The organism is Acinetobacter sp. ABJ_C4_1 (genome assembly GCF_044538495.1).
Classification (GTDB): Bacteria; Pseudomonadota; Gammaproteobacteria; order Pseudomonadales; family Moraxellaceae; genus Acinetobacter; species Acinetobacter nosocomialis_A.
In genome coordinates, this window is the sequence record NZ_JBIUCQ010000002.1 from 33,159 (window position 1) to 50,140 (window position 16,982).

General features: G+C 37.8%; 14 protein-coding genes. 8 read left to right on the plus strand and 6 right to left on the minus strand.

Translation table 11 applies throughout. From position 1 onward, the window contains the following. Positions 1 to 123: 123 nt before the first annotated feature. Positions 124 to 1,257, minus strand: a complete 1,134-nt coding sequence (locus ACIF8R_RS03110; protein WP_312321353.1) for an LLM class flavin-dependent oxidoreductase — start codon at positions 1,255 to 1,257, stop codon at positions 124 to 126. A gap of 314 nt (positions 1,258 to 1,571) precedes the next feature. Here ACIF8R_RS03110 and ACIF8R_RS03115 point away from each other — a divergent pair, with 314 nt between their 5' ends. From ACIF8R_RS03115 to tatC, 7 genes are all read left to right on the plus strand, one after another. Further along, positions 1,572 to 2,645, plus strand: a complete 1,074-nt coding sequence (locus ACIF8R_RS03115; protein ID WP_396479023.1) for an ABC transporter substrate-binding protein — start codon at positions 1,572 to 1,574, stop codon at positions 2,643 to 2,645. A gap of 3 nt (positions 2,646 to 2,648) precedes the next feature. Further along, positions 2,649 to 3,488: an ABC transporter permease gene (locus tag ACIF8R_RS03120; RefSeq protein ID WP_396479025.1), complete on the plus strand. Its 840-nt coding sequence runs from the start codon at positions 2,649 to 2,651 to the stop codon at positions 3,486 to 3,488. 3 nt (positions 3,489 to 3,491) lie between these two features. Next, positions 3,492 to 4,280 carry an ABC transporter permease gene (locus tag ACIF8R_RS03125; RefSeq protein WP_396479027.1) on the plus strand — a complete coding sequence of 263 codons (789 nt, stop codon included), beginning with the start codon at positions 3,492 to 3,494 and terminating at the stop codon, positions 4,278 to 4,280. Positions 4,281 to 4,298: 18 nt separating this feature from the next. After that, on the plus strand, positions 4,299 to 5,069 hold the full coding sequence (locus ACIF8R_RS03130) for an ABC transporter ATP-binding protein (protein ID WP_014206755.1): 771 nt from the start codon (positions 4,299 to 4,301) through the stop codon (positions 5,067 to 5,069). 96 nt (positions 5,070 to 5,165) lie between these two features. Beyond that, positions 5,166 to 5,381, plus strand: coding sequence for a Sec-independent protein translocase subunit TatA (locus ACIF8R_RS03135; protein WP_004701592.1), 216 nt, complete (start codon positions 5,166 to 5,168; stop codon positions 5,379 to 5,381). A 13-nt stretch (positions 5,382 to 5,394) separates the two neighbouring features. Continuing rightward, entirely contained in the window at positions 5,395 to 5,811 is a 417-nt protein-coding gene (gene tatB, locus ACIF8R_RS03140) for a Sec-independent protein translocase protein TatB (protein WP_396479030.1), read from the plus strand. Next, positions 5,808 to 6,554 carry a twin-arginine translocase subunit TatC gene (gene tatC / locus ACIF8R_RS03145; protein WP_151768519.1) on the plus strand — a complete coding sequence of 249 codons (747 nt, stop codon included), beginning with the start codon at positions 5,808 to 5,810 and terminating at the stop codon, positions 6,552 to 6,554. The genes tatB and tatC overlap by 4 nt, the downstream gene beginning before the upstream one ends. A gap of 29 nt (positions 6,555 to 6,583) precedes the next feature. On the opposite strand, the gene ACIF8R_RS03150 is transcribed toward tatC, so the two are convergent. Next, complete coding sequence (locus ACIF8R_RS03150) at positions 6,584 to 7,660, minus strand: sigma-54-dependent Fis family transcriptional regulator (protein ID WP_000846949.1); 1,077 nt, start codon at positions 7,658 to 7,660, stop codon at positions 6,584 to 6,586. Between the two features lie 316 nt (positions 7,661 to 7,976). On the opposite strand from ACIF8R_RS03150, the gene ACIF8R_RS03155 reads away from it, so the two are divergent. Next, positions 7,977 to 9,065 carry an LLM class flavin-dependent oxidoreductase gene (locus ACIF8R_RS03155; RefSeq protein WP_199996752.1) on the plus strand — a complete coding sequence of 363 codons (1,089 nt, stop codon included), beginning with the start codon at positions 7,977 to 7,979 and terminating at the stop codon, positions 9,063 to 9,065. A gap of 94 nt (positions 9,066 to 9,159) precedes the next feature. Here ACIF8R_RS03155 and ACIF8R_RS03160 read toward each other — a convergent pair whose 3' ends face one another. The 4 genes from ACIF8R_RS03160 to ACIF8R_RS03175 form a co-directional block, all read right to left on the minus strand. Beyond that, positions 9,160 to 10,371 (minus strand): lipase family protein, encoded by a 1,212-nt coding sequence (locus ACIF8R_RS03160; protein ID WP_396479513.1) that lies wholly within the window; start codon positions 10,369 to 10,371, stop codon positions 9,160 to 9,162. A gap of 88 nt (positions 10,372 to 10,459) precedes the next feature. Next, the gene (locus ACIF8R_RS03165) at positions 10,460 to 12,952 is read right to left on the minus strand and encodes a TonB-dependent receptor plug domain-containing protein (RefSeq protein WP_396479032.1); all 2,493 of its coding nucleotides are present in this window, start codon (positions 12,950 to 12,952) and stop codon (positions 10,460 to 10,462) included. A gap of 165 nt (positions 12,953 to 13,117) precedes the next feature. Then, the gene (locus ACIF8R_RS03170) at positions 13,118 to 14,950 is read right to left on the minus strand and encodes an ABC transporter ATP-binding protein (RefSeq protein ID WP_396479034.1); all 1,833 of its coding nucleotides are present in this window, start codon (positions 14,948 to 14,950) and stop codon (positions 13,118 to 13,120) included. Beyond that, entirely contained in the window at positions 14,947 to 16,758 is a 1,812-nt protein-coding gene (locus ACIF8R_RS03175) for an ABC transporter ATP-binding protein (protein WP_396479036.1), read from the minus strand. The genes ACIF8R_RS03170 and ACIF8R_RS03175 overlap by 4 nt, the downstream gene beginning before the upstream one ends. Between the last annotated feature and the right edge of the window lie 224 nt (positions 16,759 to 16,982).

The following is a 16,982-nucleotide window of genomic DNA, read 5'->3' on the forward strand; positions in this document are numbered from 1 at the left end:
TTATTTTTTATTAATTTAATTTGTATTTTTCAAATGATTAATACAAAAGATGTTGGTTTTCAGACAGTGTTATGCTGTTCAAACAACAAGATCCCTTTGATATCGCAAAGGGATCTAAGTTTATTATTTTAATTTATATCCTACTAAGGGTAAGACTTCTTCAGCTACTCGATATGCTTCTTCTAAATGTGGGTTACTGGCTAAAATAAAATGTCCCACCCCAATATCAATATATTCTTGCAAACGTTCTGCGACTTGCTCATAACTCCCGACTAAAATACAGTTTGGGCCACCTCGTACATTTGACATTCCCGCCCAAACATTTGGACTCACAAATAGGTCTTCAAAACGGTTGCCCTGTGCTAAGGCTTGCTGGCGCTTCGCTCCAACAGATTCAGTGTCTTTGCGTTCAAAAGCATTACTATCGACAGTAATGGTTTCATACATTTGTTTAAGCTCTTGGAAGGCTTGTTCTTGGGTTGGTCGCGCTAAAATATCAATACGCATGCCAAATTTAACTTTTCGTTCCGGCGAATTCTGCTCAAAGAAATTTTGAGCCTGTTCGATTACTTTCTTCTGTTGGTCTACAGGTTCGCCCCAAGTTAAATGAATATCTGCATGACGGCCTGCGACTTGTAAAGCCGCATCGCTTGCACCTGCTAACCATAAGCGTGGAACTTCATATTGATTCATCGGGTATTTCAGGCCGCCCTGTTCAACATGGAAAAACTTTCCATCGTAATTGAAAGGTGCGTGGTGTGAATAACCTTTCACAAATTCTAAAAACTCATTGGTTCGTGCATAACGTTGATCATGTTCAATAAAATCCCCATACGCACGTTGTTGTGCACCACCTCCCCCTGAAATCACATTCCACTCTACTCGTCCCTGACTCAAGCGCTGCAAACTTGCAGCCATTTGGCTTGCATAAGCAGGATGAATAAACCAAGGTTGAATTGCGATGAGCAAACGAAGTCTTTTAGTTTCTCTGGCCAATGCAGACGCTAACACCCATGGTTCTTCAGTATGTGGAAAAGCAGGAATGAGTGCGCCATGGAAACCAACAATATCGGCTGCTTTCGCCACTTGCTCAACATAGTCATAGTAAGCAAATAACTGATCTTCATGTTGCGGTGCAACACGTTGTGGAGATTGAACTGCTGGAGTTAATTGATTCCATTCTCCGCGTGTGTGTAATTGATGTGCTCGACGACCATCCCCATGAACAGGGATTCTCCATAAAAACTCAACTGACATAATGAATCTCGATAATTTAAAGATTTGACGATATTTAATTCGTTAAAAGTCTTATGAGCAGGAATCATGCCGTTATTTTTTTAAATTAACTTTTAGCTATGCTGCTGTTTTATATGGATATTAAAAAATCGAGTTTAAAGGCTGTGTTGATATTTCAACACTTAAACGCTAAAGAGTGTCCCAATCACAACACAACGGCGGCATTTAACCTCAACAATAATTATAAAAAATTATAATTTATTGATTTATTTAAGATAATTTTATTGGCGTGGTTCTTGCTCAATACCCTTATATTTTTTAATTCTTATGATGATATGCGTATTTTTCCACGTTTAGTTTTAGGTTTTAGTTTTTTGGGTCTTGTTGCTTGTGGCGCACAAAAAACAGAAGATACCACCCCAAAACAGTCTGAACAGCAACAACTCCGAATTGCTGTCGTTGCCAATGGCACTTCGGGTAGTTTGGACTTTATTGGTGTGCCACAACTCATTTCACAAGATCAAATTTTTCTAAAAGCATTAAAGCAAAATCACATTGAATTGAAATGGGAACCGGTGACCACTGCTGCTGTAGCGACTTTGGTTAATGAAAGTTTTCTAAATAATAAAATCGATTTTGCTTTTTATGGGAACCTTCCGGCTGTAGTCCTGAATGCAACAGGCGTTAAAACACAAATTGTTGTACCTGGAGGTATCGGTAATAACGTTTACCTTATTGTTCCAGAAAATTCACCTATTAAATCTATTGAAGAATTAAAAGGTAAAAAAATTGCATTACATCGTGGCCGTCCGTGGGAAATTAACTTTGGGCAACTCATACAAAGTAAAGGATTAAGCCTAAAAGACTTTCAAATTGTGAATTTAAACCCGCAAGCTGGGGCTGCCGCTTTATCTGCCAAAAGTGTAGATGCCTTTTTTACCTTAAGTGATGCACTTACTTTACAAGATCGCCATTTGGGTAAAATTATTTGGTCGTCACAATCTTTGCCCGCAGATTGGAAAATGCGTGCCGAACTCTGGGGTAGCAAAAGTTATATTGAGCAACATCCAGATACCACACAATTACTTGCTGATGCGACAGTACGTGCAATGGATTGGATTGCGCACCATCAAGATGAGTTTCAGGAAAGTCAAACTAAGTTTGGCCAACCTCTTAGTGTGATTCAACGTGAAAGCCAGAACACGGCAAGCACATGGCAACAAGACTGGTCTCCAGACTATCAAGTCGACTTTCTGCAACAGCATTATTCAAAAGTCATTGATCATGCAGTGAAAAATCAGCTTATTCAAACTCCAATCAAAGCAGATGAACTGTTGAATCCGAAGTTTACCCGTCAAGCGATTCAAAATTTACAGACGAATCATGCTTCAAATAAGCAAGGAAACTAGACAATGAAAATACTAGTAAAGCCACTTATTGAGCAAAATAACGTTTTATTTAAAACCCCACTCCGTAAGACATTTTCTTCTAAAAAGGTGTATGGGCTGCTCTCTGTGATTTCACCCTTATTAGTATTACTCATTTGGCATTTGATTAGTTCTTTACAGATTTTCCCAACCCAAATTTTGGTGCCGCCTAAAACTGTCTGGAATACTTTCATTGCGTTGTTACAAAGTGGTGAACTTCAAATGCATCTCAAAGATAGTCTTTCTCGTCTGTTTTTGGGATTTTCTATTGCAGCAATCAGTGCAATTGCTTTTGGTGTTGCCTATGGGGCGAATACTTTATTTCGCAATTACACCTATATTTTATTTAACGTTTTTTATCAAATTCCGATCTTTGTCCTTATTCCTATTTTTATTTTAGTTTTTGGGATTGGTGAATTATTTAAAATTTTACTGATTATTAAAGCCTGCTTTTTTCCAATTGCATTAGCAACGGCCGATGCAGTCAAAAATATTCCCAAAAAATATATTGAACTAGGACAAATCTATCAGCTTAAAACACGAGCTTGGCTCAGGCTTATTATTCTTCCATCCATACTCCCGCCGTTAATTGGTGGACTACGAATTGCACTTGGTCGTGCATGGCTGATTTTAGTTGCCGTTGAACTACTGGCAGCTGGAACGGGTATTGGGCAAATGATGGAACTAGGACGTCAAATGTTGCGCTTAGATGTTGTGATGGTTGGTGTGTTTATCACAGGCGTGGTCGGGTTTGGTTTAGATAAAGTTTTACGTTTAGTGGAACAACGCTTTATCTCGCCTGCGCTCAGTTCGGGGGAGAAATAAATAATGTCTCAGCGTTCATTTACTTTAAAACAGACATGGCAACGGCCAATTATTTTAGTACAAGGCTTAGTACTGCCATTATTGTTATTAGGCTTATGGCAATACAACTCAAGCTTAGGTGCCAGTCATGCCTATGCATTTGTTCCTTTGCAAAACATTTATTTCGCATTTATTAAATTGCTTGAAACCGGTGAATTGTGGCTAAACACATGGGGAAGTCTTAAAAAAGCTGGAATAGGGTTTATCTTAGGTTCAATAAGCGGATTACTTTTAGGCACTTTGCTTGCTTATTCAAAGGTTTTAAATGCTTTAGTTTCTCCACTATTTAACAGTATTCGACAAGTTCCGTTACTGGGTTTAACACCTTTAATTGCCTTATGGTTTGGTAATGGAGAAGAAGCAAAAATCTTTATTATCGCGCTTGCTTCGTTTTTTCCATTAGTGATTAATACATTTCAGGGCCTTAGCCACAATGATGCAAAATACGATGAAATCGCACGTATTTATCAATTTTCATTCTGGCGAAAATTTAAAAAAATACACCTTCCTCAAGCCCTACCCCATATTTTAACTGGTCTAAATTTAGCCGTGCCCTTTACTTGGATCACCACTACAGCAAGTGAATTGCTATTCAATGCGGGTGCGGGACTCGGCAACTTAATGATGAAAGCCGAGATTAATGCCGAAATGGATATTCTGTTGGTTTGTGCCATTACGGTTACCCTTTGTGGGGCCTTTATGACGGCAGGTATTCATCTTATTTCAAAACGCCTGCTGCAATGGCGTACCTAATTTGTCTTTTTAAAAATATTGTTAGGAATTTATATGTCGTTCTCACTACTTTCTATTAAAAAACTCAATAAATCTTTTCAACGTGATCAAAATACTTTGACCGTTTTAGATGGTATTAACCTCAACATTGAGCAAGGCGAATTTATCTCGATTGTTGGCAGCAGTGGCTGTGGAAAATCAACACTATTACGTCTTATTGCTGGATTAGATCAAGATTATGACGGTGAAATTTTATTGAATCAAACCCAAATAAAAGGTACCGATTTAAAACGTGGTCTTATCTTTCAAGAACACCGATTACTTCCATGGCTTACTGTTTTTGAAAATATCCATTTAGCACTTGAAGAGACTCCACTCACCCGTGAAGAGCGAAATTTACGGGTAAATGAGCATATAGAAATTGTCGGGCTGAAGGGTTTTGAAAAGGCTTATCCACATGAGCTTTCGGGTGGCATGGCGCAACGTGTTGCAATTGCTCGTGGACTCGTCAATAAACCCGATATTTTACTTTTGGATGAGCCGTTTGGCGCTTTAGATGCCATCACACGGAGTCACTTACAAGCTGAGCTTCAGCGTATCTGGCAACACGAAAAAATCACCATGATTTTAGTCACCCACGATATTGAAGAAGCTGTCTATCTTGGAGACCGTGTAATTGTCATGTCAGCCCGACCAGGAAAAATTAAAGAAATTATTCAAGTTCCGTTGACACATCCTCGACATAAAGAAAGTGAACTTTTATTTGGTTTCCGCAATCAGGCACTTAATATGCTAGATCATACAGCATAATTAATTTGAATATTGATCGATATTAATATGATTTAGAAAGTAGATAATATCGTGATATTAATATTCTTTACATTTAATTAATATAGGATAGAGAAAATGGGTTTATCTATTTGGCATATTTTACTATTTGCAGTGATTGTTGTTTTATTATTTGGAACTTCAAAGTTAAAAAATCTAGGTAAAGACTTAGGTGGTGCAATTAAAGATTTTAAAGATTCAGTTAATTCTGATGATCAGAAGTTATTGCAAAACCAGCAATACAAAGATATTAGTCCAGTTGAATCGCATAATGAAAAACAAAATAAAATATGAGTGATTTATTATTATGTTTAATATCAGCTTTGGAGAGTTATTAGCTTTTGCAATTATTGCGCTTATTATTTTAGGACCTGAAAAACTTCCTCACACGTTAAGATCAGTCCTCCTCAAATACAGAGCAGTTAAAAACCAAATTAGTAAAATTCAAAATGATATTGAAAACGAACTTGACCTGATCGAACTTAAGAGAGTCATGCAAGAAGAGCTGCAAAAAATAAAACAAAATGAAGAGCAGCTCAAACAACAACTCGCTCTCATGCAACAAGAAATTGAAAACGTACAAACAACTGTTTCTATTGAACAAAAAAACAAAGTACAGCGCATCAATGACTATATCTATACCCGTTCACAAGATGAGTTAAAGACACCATTTTTAGCTCATTTTAAAACAGCCAATAAATTCAGTGAGGATCAAGCCGCATGACGGAACATATTGTCAGTGAAAGCCTCACTGAAATGAAATATAGCGAACATTTAAAAGAATTAAGAAAACGGCTGATCTATAGCATTGGTATTGTTTTAGCGATTTTTTTATTACTACTTCCGCTTGCTCAGAAGAACTACCATTTTCTTGCTCATCCTTTAATTTCATTACTTCCTAGCAATTCCACCATGATTGCAACAGATGTGATGAGTACATTTTTAGCACCATTTAAACTCAATATTTATTTTGCGATTTTATTAAGCATTCCCTTTATTCTTTATCAATTTTGGCAATTTGTTGCTCCAGCTCTTTATCAAAAAGAAAAAAGGTTCGGTATAGCACTAGTGCTTTCGAGTAACCTTCTATTTTATTTAGGAATTGTGTTTGCCTATACTTTAATTTTGCCTCTCGCTTTAAAGTTTTTCGTCTTGGCATCGCCTGATAATGTGTTACCTATGACGGATATCAATAGCTATCTAGATTTTTGTTTGAAGCTTTTTCTTGCTTTTGGTCTGGCATTTCAAATTCCAGTTTTAACTTATATTCTTATTTTTATTGGCCTTATTTCTATTCAACAGCTAGAAGCACATCGTAAGCACATCATTGTATTTTTCTTTTTTATTGCGATGTTTATTACCCCTCCTGATGTTTTTAGCATGCTTGCTCTTGCAGTCCCAATGTGGTTGTTATTTGAATTGGGTTTATGGGTCACAAAATTCACAACGCAAAAAAACATCCATTAAAAAATGGATGTTTTTTCTATGTAAAACCCTTAAGCAATTTCATTTTCATTCTTATTAGGTAGTAAGTTATATCTTGATAGAAGATTACGTAAAACATTACGCGATAGGCCTAGCATTTTTGCTGTCTTAACCTGATTATTCCAGCAACTTGAAAATGCAGTATTTACTATTTTATCTTCAATAATATGCCATGCTTCCCCATCATATTCTTGAAAAAGACGCTTCAATATACTTTCAAACTCTTGAATAAGATCATTATCTGGTAAAACCGCTGAACCCGTTTCCTCAGAAAATCTTAAATGCTCAAGATCAATTGTTTTACCGCCACTCACTAGCAAAGCATAGTGAATATTGTTTTCTAGCTCACGAATGTTGCCTGGCCAGCTATAGTTCAGCAGCGCATTTCTTGCTCTATCACTGATATTTGGCTTAGTCGTAATGAGCTTCTGAGAGTATGAACTTAAGAAGAAATCAACCAGAGGTAAAATATCTCCTTTACGTTCACGCAGTGGCAAAATATTAAGCACAACCACGTTCAAGCGATAATATAAATCGAGACGAAACTTATTTTCTGCTACCGCTTTACGTAGGTCAACGTGTGTCCCCGATAGAATACGGACATTAATTGGAATTGGTTTTCGACCACCCACGCGTACGACTTCTTTTTCTTGCAACACCCTTAACAGCTTAACTTGTAAGGATAGAGGCAACTCACCTACTTCATCTAAAAATAAAGTACCCCCATCGGCTGTTTCAAAAATACCAGCTCGAGTTTTGTTTGCACCCGTAAAAGCACCAGCTTCATAGCCAAACAGTTCAGACTCGGCAAGAGTCTCGACCAAAGCACCACAATTGACCGCAAGAAAAGGCTTATTTTTACGATCACTTTTCAAATGAATTTCGCGTGCAATTAACTCTTTACCTGTCCCAGACTCTCCTTGAATGATGACACTAGCAGAGCTTGGAGCAATCGTTTCAACTTGATTTAATAATTTACGGGAGTTCTGATCTGAAAAGATAATTGCTTTTGCTCTTATTGGTTTTACAGGAACACCATTATCAGGCAAAGTAATTACTTTATAATCATTATCTAAAAAGGTCTTCATAATTACCCCATAAAACTTATGATATAAGCATTCTAAAAGGCTATATTACATTTCAGTGTGTTTTTTAATAAATAACAAATAAATATATTTAATCCAAAATTCATCTAATTTATTCTGAAAATATTTTCTCTTATAAATTAAAAATAAACACAATTCTTTTTTTATGATATGTTGCTTCTCAAACACAATGTTGTGTTTTTGATTAAATCCAAATACTCTAAAAAATTATAATCCATTCCTATATTTGATTTATATAGGTATAAAGTTTGGCATTTATTTTGCTCATTCATTTAAAATCCACAAAATAGGTTTAATAATGAGCATCGAATTTGTAGGTATGGTTTTCCCTAACCAATGGTCTGAAACCAAAGGAACACGAATTGGCCATAAAATTGACCTTGAATATCTACGTTACCACGCACGGGCACATGAATATGCGGGTTTTGATAAAGTCTTAATTGCTAGCGGGCCAACCAGCCCAGACAGTGCACAAATCGCGGCATACCTTGCCCAACATACAGAACGTCTTGGATTTATGATTGCCCATCGTCCTGCACTCCTCACTCCAAATCTTGCTGCACGTTCTTTTGCTACGCTTGACCATACTACAGGTGGTGGAAGAATCCGATTACATGCAATTACGGGAATTACAGCGGAGCCTCAAGAAGGTGATTATATTGTTGATAAAGTTCAGCGCTATGAACGGACGGGTGAATATCTAGATATCATCCAGAAACTTTGGAAAAGCGATCAACCGATTAGTTATGAAGGTAAATACTTTAAGTTAGATAATGCTTTTTGCCCGTTAAAGCCTGTCAACGGTACAATCCCGATTTCATTCGGTGGTTCATCAGACATTGCTTATGATATTGCAGTCCGCCATGCAGATCTCTATTCACTATGGGGTGAACCACTGGCTGGAGTAAAAGAGCAAATTACTAAATTGAAGCTCGCAGCAGAAAAAGCCAATAAACCACAGCCTCCTGTTAGTTTATCTGTACGTCTTATTATTGGTGCAACCGAAGAACTTGCTTGGCAACGAGCAGAACAGATTCTTGCAGATATTCAAAATAATCCAACTTTTCAAAATAACGGCACATTGTCGGGACATAAAATCAAAGGCATCGGTTCACAGCGCTTATTAGCAGCAGCCCAGCAAGGCGATCGACATGACCGCGCATTATGGATGCCAACCGCAACTGCTGTAGGGGCTTATGGCGATACGACTGCCCTTGTTGGTACGCCAGACACCATTATTGCCTCATTACTCGATTATGTAGATTTAGGGGTAACGACTTTTTTAAATCGGGGCTACGATCCGATCTATGATACGGTCGATTATGGTCGTTATATTATCCCCGCTGTACGTGAAGAGGCAGCCAAAAAATTAAAACAAATCGCTTAAACATTTAAAGCAAAAAGCCGCTCATTCAATATCTTTGAAGAGCGGCTTTTTTTAATAAAGATTTTCTTCAGTGAGAAAATCTTTATTCCATTTTTTATTGCAAGTCAGGTTTACAAATAGCCTGAATTTTCTCTCCCGCAATCACCTTTTTAGCAAACGGAACTGAATCTTTTAATGAGGCATTCACAGTTTCGCTATGTCCTAAGCCATGATACAAATGACCTTCGACCACAGTACCTGCTTTACAAGCATCTGCCACCAGCTTCATTTGAGAACGAGCATCTGGAGTTCGGTCATTTGCCCCTGTCCCAATAAATAATGGATGACTGATTTTTAATGTAGGGTAATAACCATAATCATTTGACTGTTTCTCTTGCAGCTTTTTATAGCTTGCCGGCGGATTAGGTTTATATGCTTGTGCTGGCGAAAGCCCTGCGGTTTGAATATCTCCCATAAAACTTGTTAAGCAGGCATTTCTTGCTTGTTCAACTAAAGGCGCAGCTTCAGGCGTGAAAATATCGTCGGTTTTAATTTCTGGATATAAACTTTGTGTCACTAAAAAACTATAGATGCCATAAGCCAGTGATGGGCTGACTTCGTAAGGATTTAACTTTAACTGATTTTTTTCAGGCGTCGCTTCAGGATCTTGATAAATCACGCCTGTACCAATTGAACCCTTAATATTTAAGTCAGGTGCGTACGTTGCCGAATAGGAAGAAGCCGCAACAGCCCCAGCGCCTCCTTGTGATTGGCCAACAATCACAAACTTATTGGCAAGTGGCAACTTGGTTTTTAAAGCAGCTCTACCACTATCTAAAATACTATAAGCCAGCATTGGGTTATTAATTAACAAGTGTGGTCCTGCAACACCTAACCCTTCGTAATCTGTAGCAACGACCGCAAATCCTTCTTTAAGCCAACGGTTTAAATATTGTACATCTCGGTATGATCGTCCACTCCAAGACGGCGCACAAGCATCGGCTAAGCCTACAGTACCATGTGCCCATAACACCACTGGCCAACCTTCTTTAGGCGGCGTTCCTTTTGGTAAGTGAATACTTCCTGAAACCACAATAGGTGTTTTGCTATCTTTACCACTGGTAGAACTGTAGAGAATCCGAATAGCCTGACTGTCATTTGCCAAACGAATATAAGGATTATGAATCGCTTCTGTTTTTAATAATTTTCCTGCCTGTTCAGGAATAGCTGATTTCCATGTATAAAACTCGGAAACTCGGCCATCTCCATATTTATCTTCTGGCGCTGGAGCTTTTTGAGCGGTCGCCAAACAACTTGAAGTTAACATCGTTGTGATTAAAGAAAACTTGCATAAAGTTGATAAAAAAGTATGTTGCATTGTTATTTACCTTAAAAACTGTCTCATCATTTTTGATTTAAAATTCGTAACTTACGCGGCCATATAAATACGTTCCAAATGCTCCTTCAGGTGCATTAAAACTATATTTGACAATGGTGCCGACTGAAGAATCTTTGGCTTGATCAGGATGGCTATTAAATAAATTGATCGCCCCTAAATTGAATTTCAGGCCTTTCACAAATGCATCCGCTTTGTAGCCAATATCCAAATCTGCAATCCATTGAGGGTCAAAGGTTTGGTCTAGTGCAGTATTGGTATTATTTAAAGTGGTCCATTTATCGTAGCGACGGACAGCCGTATTCACGCTCCATGCCTGATTTGACCAAAATGCGCCAAGCGTTAGCTTTGTTTTCGGTGCAGCAGACTCAATGAGACTTTGTGTATTTCGTCCTGCAATACTTGAAACAGGAATTCGTTCACCTTTTGCGGTAATAGAATCTCTAGTTTCGGTAATTTCATTTTTGTTATATGCCAGACCTAGGTTCAGATTTAACTTGCCATATTGTTCAAGGTTTAAATCATGTTTAAGTGCGAGCTCTAAGCCTTGAGTACGTGTATCTAATAAATTATTAAAGAACGCCACATTGGCAATATTTGAATACGGTGTATTGGCAAAAGCATTGGTAATTACACTTCCAGTAATATTGTCTGAAAGCAAAATACGATTTTTAATATCGATTTGATAAAGGTCCAAAGTTGCCGATGTATTAACAAGTGGCTTCCAAACAAAACCTAAAGAATAATTCGTCGATTTCTCAGGTTTAAGAGAAGTTCCGCCAATGAGTAAAGCCGCCTCACTTCCTGCAACTAAAGTTCTTTGTTGAACATCTTGCCAACCTGAAGGGGTTTGCACTGTTTGTACGCTATAAGCCGAATAGCCCTGCTGTGCCAATGACGGCGCTCTATAGCCTGTATTGATTGAACCACGTACCGTAAATTTAGGCGATACATCATATTTAGCAAATAATTTTCCGTTTGTGGTCGAACCAAAGTCTGAATATTTTTCACTCCGGACTGCTGCTCCGACATTCAAGTCTTTAATAATATCTGCTTCTAAATCTAGATAGATACCATAAACATCACGACTAATTTTTCGTTCATCTTGGTTTGTAATTCCGGCATATATTCCCGGAACTCCAACGCCCAAAGTTGTGCTTGGATTAAAATATGGGCCGCGGGTATAGGCAATCGGATCACCTGCATTTTGTTTATATTGCTCCCAACGATATAAAACCCCTGTAGACAACGTGAGTGGGCTTGCTAACCAGTCAATTGCAATATCACGGCTATAATCTAGGCCTGTATTTAATTGCGAAAAAATATTTTCACCCAAGTCATAGTTTGAAGGAGAATTTGGCCCGTAGCTTGGGTTAATGCCATTGCCTTGTTCTGTGCTGACTTTATTTTGTCCATAGGTCGCATAAAGATCATATTTACCTGACTTCTGCTCTCCTTTTTTTACTCCAACTGTCGTTGCAAAATCATCTACAGTGACTAAGCTCAATGGCGAGCGTCCATCTGGATAACGTTCTTTAAAGTAGCTGGATTGATTCAGTACTGTTTTGGTTGTTGGTGGCTCATAAAAATTTTCCCCTATTGTTTTACGGTGTCCATAGCTACTAAAACCATAAAGTGCAACGTCATCTGTCAAAGGCAAATCTAGATTGGCAGTTACATTGATTTGATCTTTTTGTTCGGGGGAGCCAAATTTCCATTTTCTATAGGGCGTATTTTGTTCTGTATATTGAGCCTTGGTTGAACCATCATAAAAAGTTCGCGTATCAGGTGCCGTGTTACTTGCAGCTTCACGTTTGCCTAAATCTAATGCAACCGTCAAAGCACCATCATTAGGCAGTGCAAAACCTTTCCAAAGATTAACTTTATGTTGTTCACCATCTCCTTGAGTATAGCCACCCGTTTGATAGCTTACGCCACCTCCATGATCTCGTGATTTCAAAATAATATTAACGACACCGGCAATTGCATCTGACCCATATTGTGCCGCAGCACCATCTCGCAAGATTTCTATGCGTTCAATTGCGCTCACTGGAATTAAACTTAAGTCAGTTACCGCCGCGCCTCTTCCACCTGCATAGGCTTGGCGGGTGAAATAAGCGGATGTATGACGACGTTTTCCATTAATTAAAATTAGAGTTTGATCAGCAGATAATCCTCTAAGTGCAATACTTGGCGGAACCGATGCCCCAAACCCACCTGCAGGAGAACTCGGTAAAGTCACTGAAGGAGACAGCCGTGTTAATGCTGCTGCAAGATCAGTTGCACCAGTCTCTTGTAACTCTTTGGCAGTTAAAATATCAACGGGTGCAGGTGCATCCAGAGAATTACTAATTGCTCGTCTAGAGCCTGTAACAACTACAGATTGTAATGTGATGGCATCCTCTTTCTCTGGCAAATTCTTTTGATCATTTGCCAAAGTAATTGAGGCAGTGAGTGTACTCAGTGCAAAAATTGAGGAGTGAAGAATGAATTGAGAAAAATATGTACGCATATTGGCTTCCTTAACGATCTAGACCGATATAGCAAAGCCGATGCCAAATATTTTATTATTTATTATCAATATATTAAGGAGTTAAATAAAAGAATCATTGTTTAAATTTAAACAATGATTCAAAAAAATGTTTATAAAACTACAGTTGTTAAATTTGCAAATCGTTCAAACAAGTTGGTTTTGCAAATATGACTGATATAACTGAAAGTAAGCTGACTGCTGCTGTATTAACTGCTCATGTGAACCTTCTTCTACGACATGACCATTTTCAATCACGACAATTTTGTCGGCCTCACGAATGGTACTCAGCCGATGTGCAATGACAATACAGGTTCTATTTTGGCATAAGCGTCTGAGCGCATATTGTATTTTTTGCTCGGTATAAATATCGATTGCAGAGGTGGCTTCATCTAGAATTAATATTTTGGGGTTTGCCAAATAAGCTCGAACTAAACAAACAAGTTGCCTTTGTCCATGACTAAGATTTTTACCAAGCGCTCCCACTTCGGTGAAATAGCCTTGCGGCAGTTGTTGCAATATCTCATCCGCTCCCAAGTCTTCAATAACTTGGATAAGTTTCTGGTCTGTAGCATCAGGTAGAACTAGACGTAAGTTATCTAAAATAGATCCACTAAATAAAACATTATCTTGTAAAACGATACTCACATGCTGTCTTAAACTTGCAAGATGAATACTTTGTATTGGATAACGGTCTAGAAAAATTCCACCTTGCTGGGGTTCATAAAATCGCGTTAGTAACTGAACCATGGTACTTTTGCCATGTCCAGTTGGCCCTACAATCGCAATTATTTTTCCAGCTTCAATGTCCAAATTAAAGTTTTGTAAAACAGGTTTGTGGGTATAGGCAAAATCTACCGACTGAAAACGAATATGACCATTTAACTGTTCAAGCTTCACAGCATTCGGTTGTTCTTGAATCGTAGATTGAGTGTCTAAAAGTAGAAATATTCGCTGCGCACATGCTGCTCCATTGGCATAACGTTCAAATAAATCGGTCAGTTCCTGTAACGGCGCTAAGAATAAAAACACATAGAAAATACTTTCTGCAAACTGCCCTATACTAATCATGCCATCACTATAAGCATAACTACCAATCACAATAAATCCAGCAGTGGCTAGAGTGGAAAGTAAACCTGTAAAAGGAGCAAACCAACTGGTCCGCTTGCTGCCATAAATAATAGAGTTATTAAAGTCTTTTAATAATTCTTGATAACGAGATTGATTGGTTTCAGTGTAATTTAACTGCTGAATGATTTTTGCTCCATTTACTGTTTCAACCAAATGAGCAGTAAATCGACTGCGTTCCTCCGCAACTCGTCCCCAATGTTTTTGTGATGACTTTTTAAAAATAGCAGTCATTCCAAATAAAATGGGTAGTGTCGCAAATAAGCACCAAAAGAAAGGTGGATAGATATGCCAAAGCAGTACTGAAGCTAATCCACAACGCAAAATTGCCGAAAGTAACTCTGGTGGCCCTTGTATTAAAACAGGCTCTAGCGTTTCGACATCACGATCGGCCCGTGAAATAATCCTGCCAGCCTTGGTACGATCAAAATAGCCGATATTTAAACTTTGGATATGCTGAAATAACGAACGTCTTAAACCATTAATCACTTTCAAAGCTGCTCGGCCTGAAAGATATTTTGATACGCCAGCTAAAGCAAAACGAAAAATCCAACTTAAGGTTAAAATGCTAATCGCAATCAACAAAACAGGCTGATTCAATACCATTTTTCCAGCAATTTGTTGAAAGCCCGAATCTAAAATATATTTCACCACCCAAGGCCGGACAAAAACGCTCATCACTTGTAAAATTTCTACTGCAATTAAAGCAAGCAGCAAGTAACGAATGGGATAAACTAAAGGAATAAGTTTTTTTAGCATTCCTCTATGAATTGAGGTATTTGCCAAATTTTCTTCAATTTGTAGATCAGCTGATTTTGTAAATGGGCGGAAATTTTTAACACTGGTATTCATGCATCAATCTCCTGCTGCTCTAACTGAAACCCCATCAACTCTCGATAAAACAAACAGTCTTGAACCAATTCAGCATGCGAGCCTTGGGCAATAATATGACCCTGATCAAGCACAATAACGCGATCAGATAAAGCAATCGTGGTTTGTTTATTAGAGTTAATAATGATTGTTTTCTTAAAATGATTTCCATCATCAGAAAGTGCTGATAGACGCTGCAAAACTTGTTTTTCTGTAGTGGCATCTAAGGCACTGGTAGAATCATCTAGTGCTAAAATTGGCGAATTTTTTAAAATAGAACGGGCCAAAGCAAGTCGTTGTTTTTGTCCTCCAGACAAGGTAACGCCTTTGTCTCCAATCAACGTGTCTAAGCCATGATCAAGTCTTTGTAATAGTTCAGATGCAGAAGCTAAATGTAAAGCCTCTTTCATCTCTTGCTCCGTTGCATCTTGCTTAGCAACTCTTAAGTTATCTGCCAGTGTGCCACTAAAAAAGAAATTTTCTTGAGGAATGATCTGAACCAAATGTCGTAATTCAAATAGGCTCAAATCTTTAATATTAGTCCATCCCATTTGCTCAGAATCAATCAAAACTTGCCCTTCTGTTGGGTCAATAAACCGATTGAGTAAATTCATTAAAGTCGTTTTACCCGACCCCGTTTTACCGACAACAGTAACGATTTCACCTGCTCGAAATTCAACACTGCATTGCTTTAAAATATAATTTTTTGTTATTTTATCCTGAAAGCTGACATTTTCTAATTTAATGCTTAACTCATCACGCCATTGCAACCTTAGAGGATATTGTTGATCTTCAATTGCGGACTTCTCATCTAGCATTTGCCAGATTCTTGTTGCAGACGAGCGAGCATCAGCGAAAATATGTAAGACCTGACCAATACTTTCAATACGAAACACCAATAAATTTGCCATGAGAATGGCAGCTACAAATTGCCCTACTTGCAACTGATTTTGACCAATTAAATAAGCACCAAAAGCAATGACCCATAAGTAAGAACCCGCAATAATTACTTGGGGAATAGGTAACCGTTTTGCACTTGTCTTGATGGTCTGAATAGAATGATGAATAAATAGATTTACAGCATGGTTAAAACGTTGTAAAAGTTTCTCTTCGAGTTGAAAAGCTTTGACTACCCGAATTCCATTGACGCTTTCTGCCAAGGTATCGCTGACTTTTTCATATGCAGATGCAACTTGATGGTCCAGAACCACCAATTGATTGGTCAGTTTAAATAAAACCCAAAGCCCTAAAAAAATAAATAATAAGGGAACTAGGCCGAGCCAAGGATGATACCAACACAAGAGCCCAACGGTTACGGTAACAACCAAGCTTGACTCAAATACTTGACGCCAAAAATTGATAAGCGCTTCTTTTAATTTATCTGAATCACGTGTTGTACGAGATAATACTTCTCCTAAGCCATGTTTCCAGTGCCATGAAACATCTAAATGCTGTACTTGGCTAAAGATTCTTTCTCTTAAAATACTCAGTAGTTGCTGACCAATGGTTAAAGCACTTAACCCTGCCAGATACTGAATAACAGCTCTAATACTGGCAATACTCGCAAGTAGAATGAACCAAAACCAAGGATTTAAAGGATCAGTGATAGCATGCTGAAATAGTATTTCTCGTTCACTATGTTTTAAGGTATCAATCGCATGTCCGATTGAATATTGTTGAAGTGCTAACCCTATATTCGCAATAACAAATAAGGTCGCCGTTAATAAGAAACGAAATGGCATAAAACGATATAAAGCCAGACTTCGTAATAATGGATAATTTTTAAACATAAAAGATAGTAAAAATTTAAGATTCCGTTTTATTGCGAGATTCATGCCAAATTAATGGCCTTAAAAAATATTTTAAATTATTGTTTTATATTGTTTTTATATGGCGCTATTTATGGGGGTGTTGTTTTTAAAACACCAGCGTAATTCTTGTGTTGTAATCGCAACAAAATTTGATATATCAACATCACAAAAAAAGATATTAAAAATAATTTATAAATATCAAT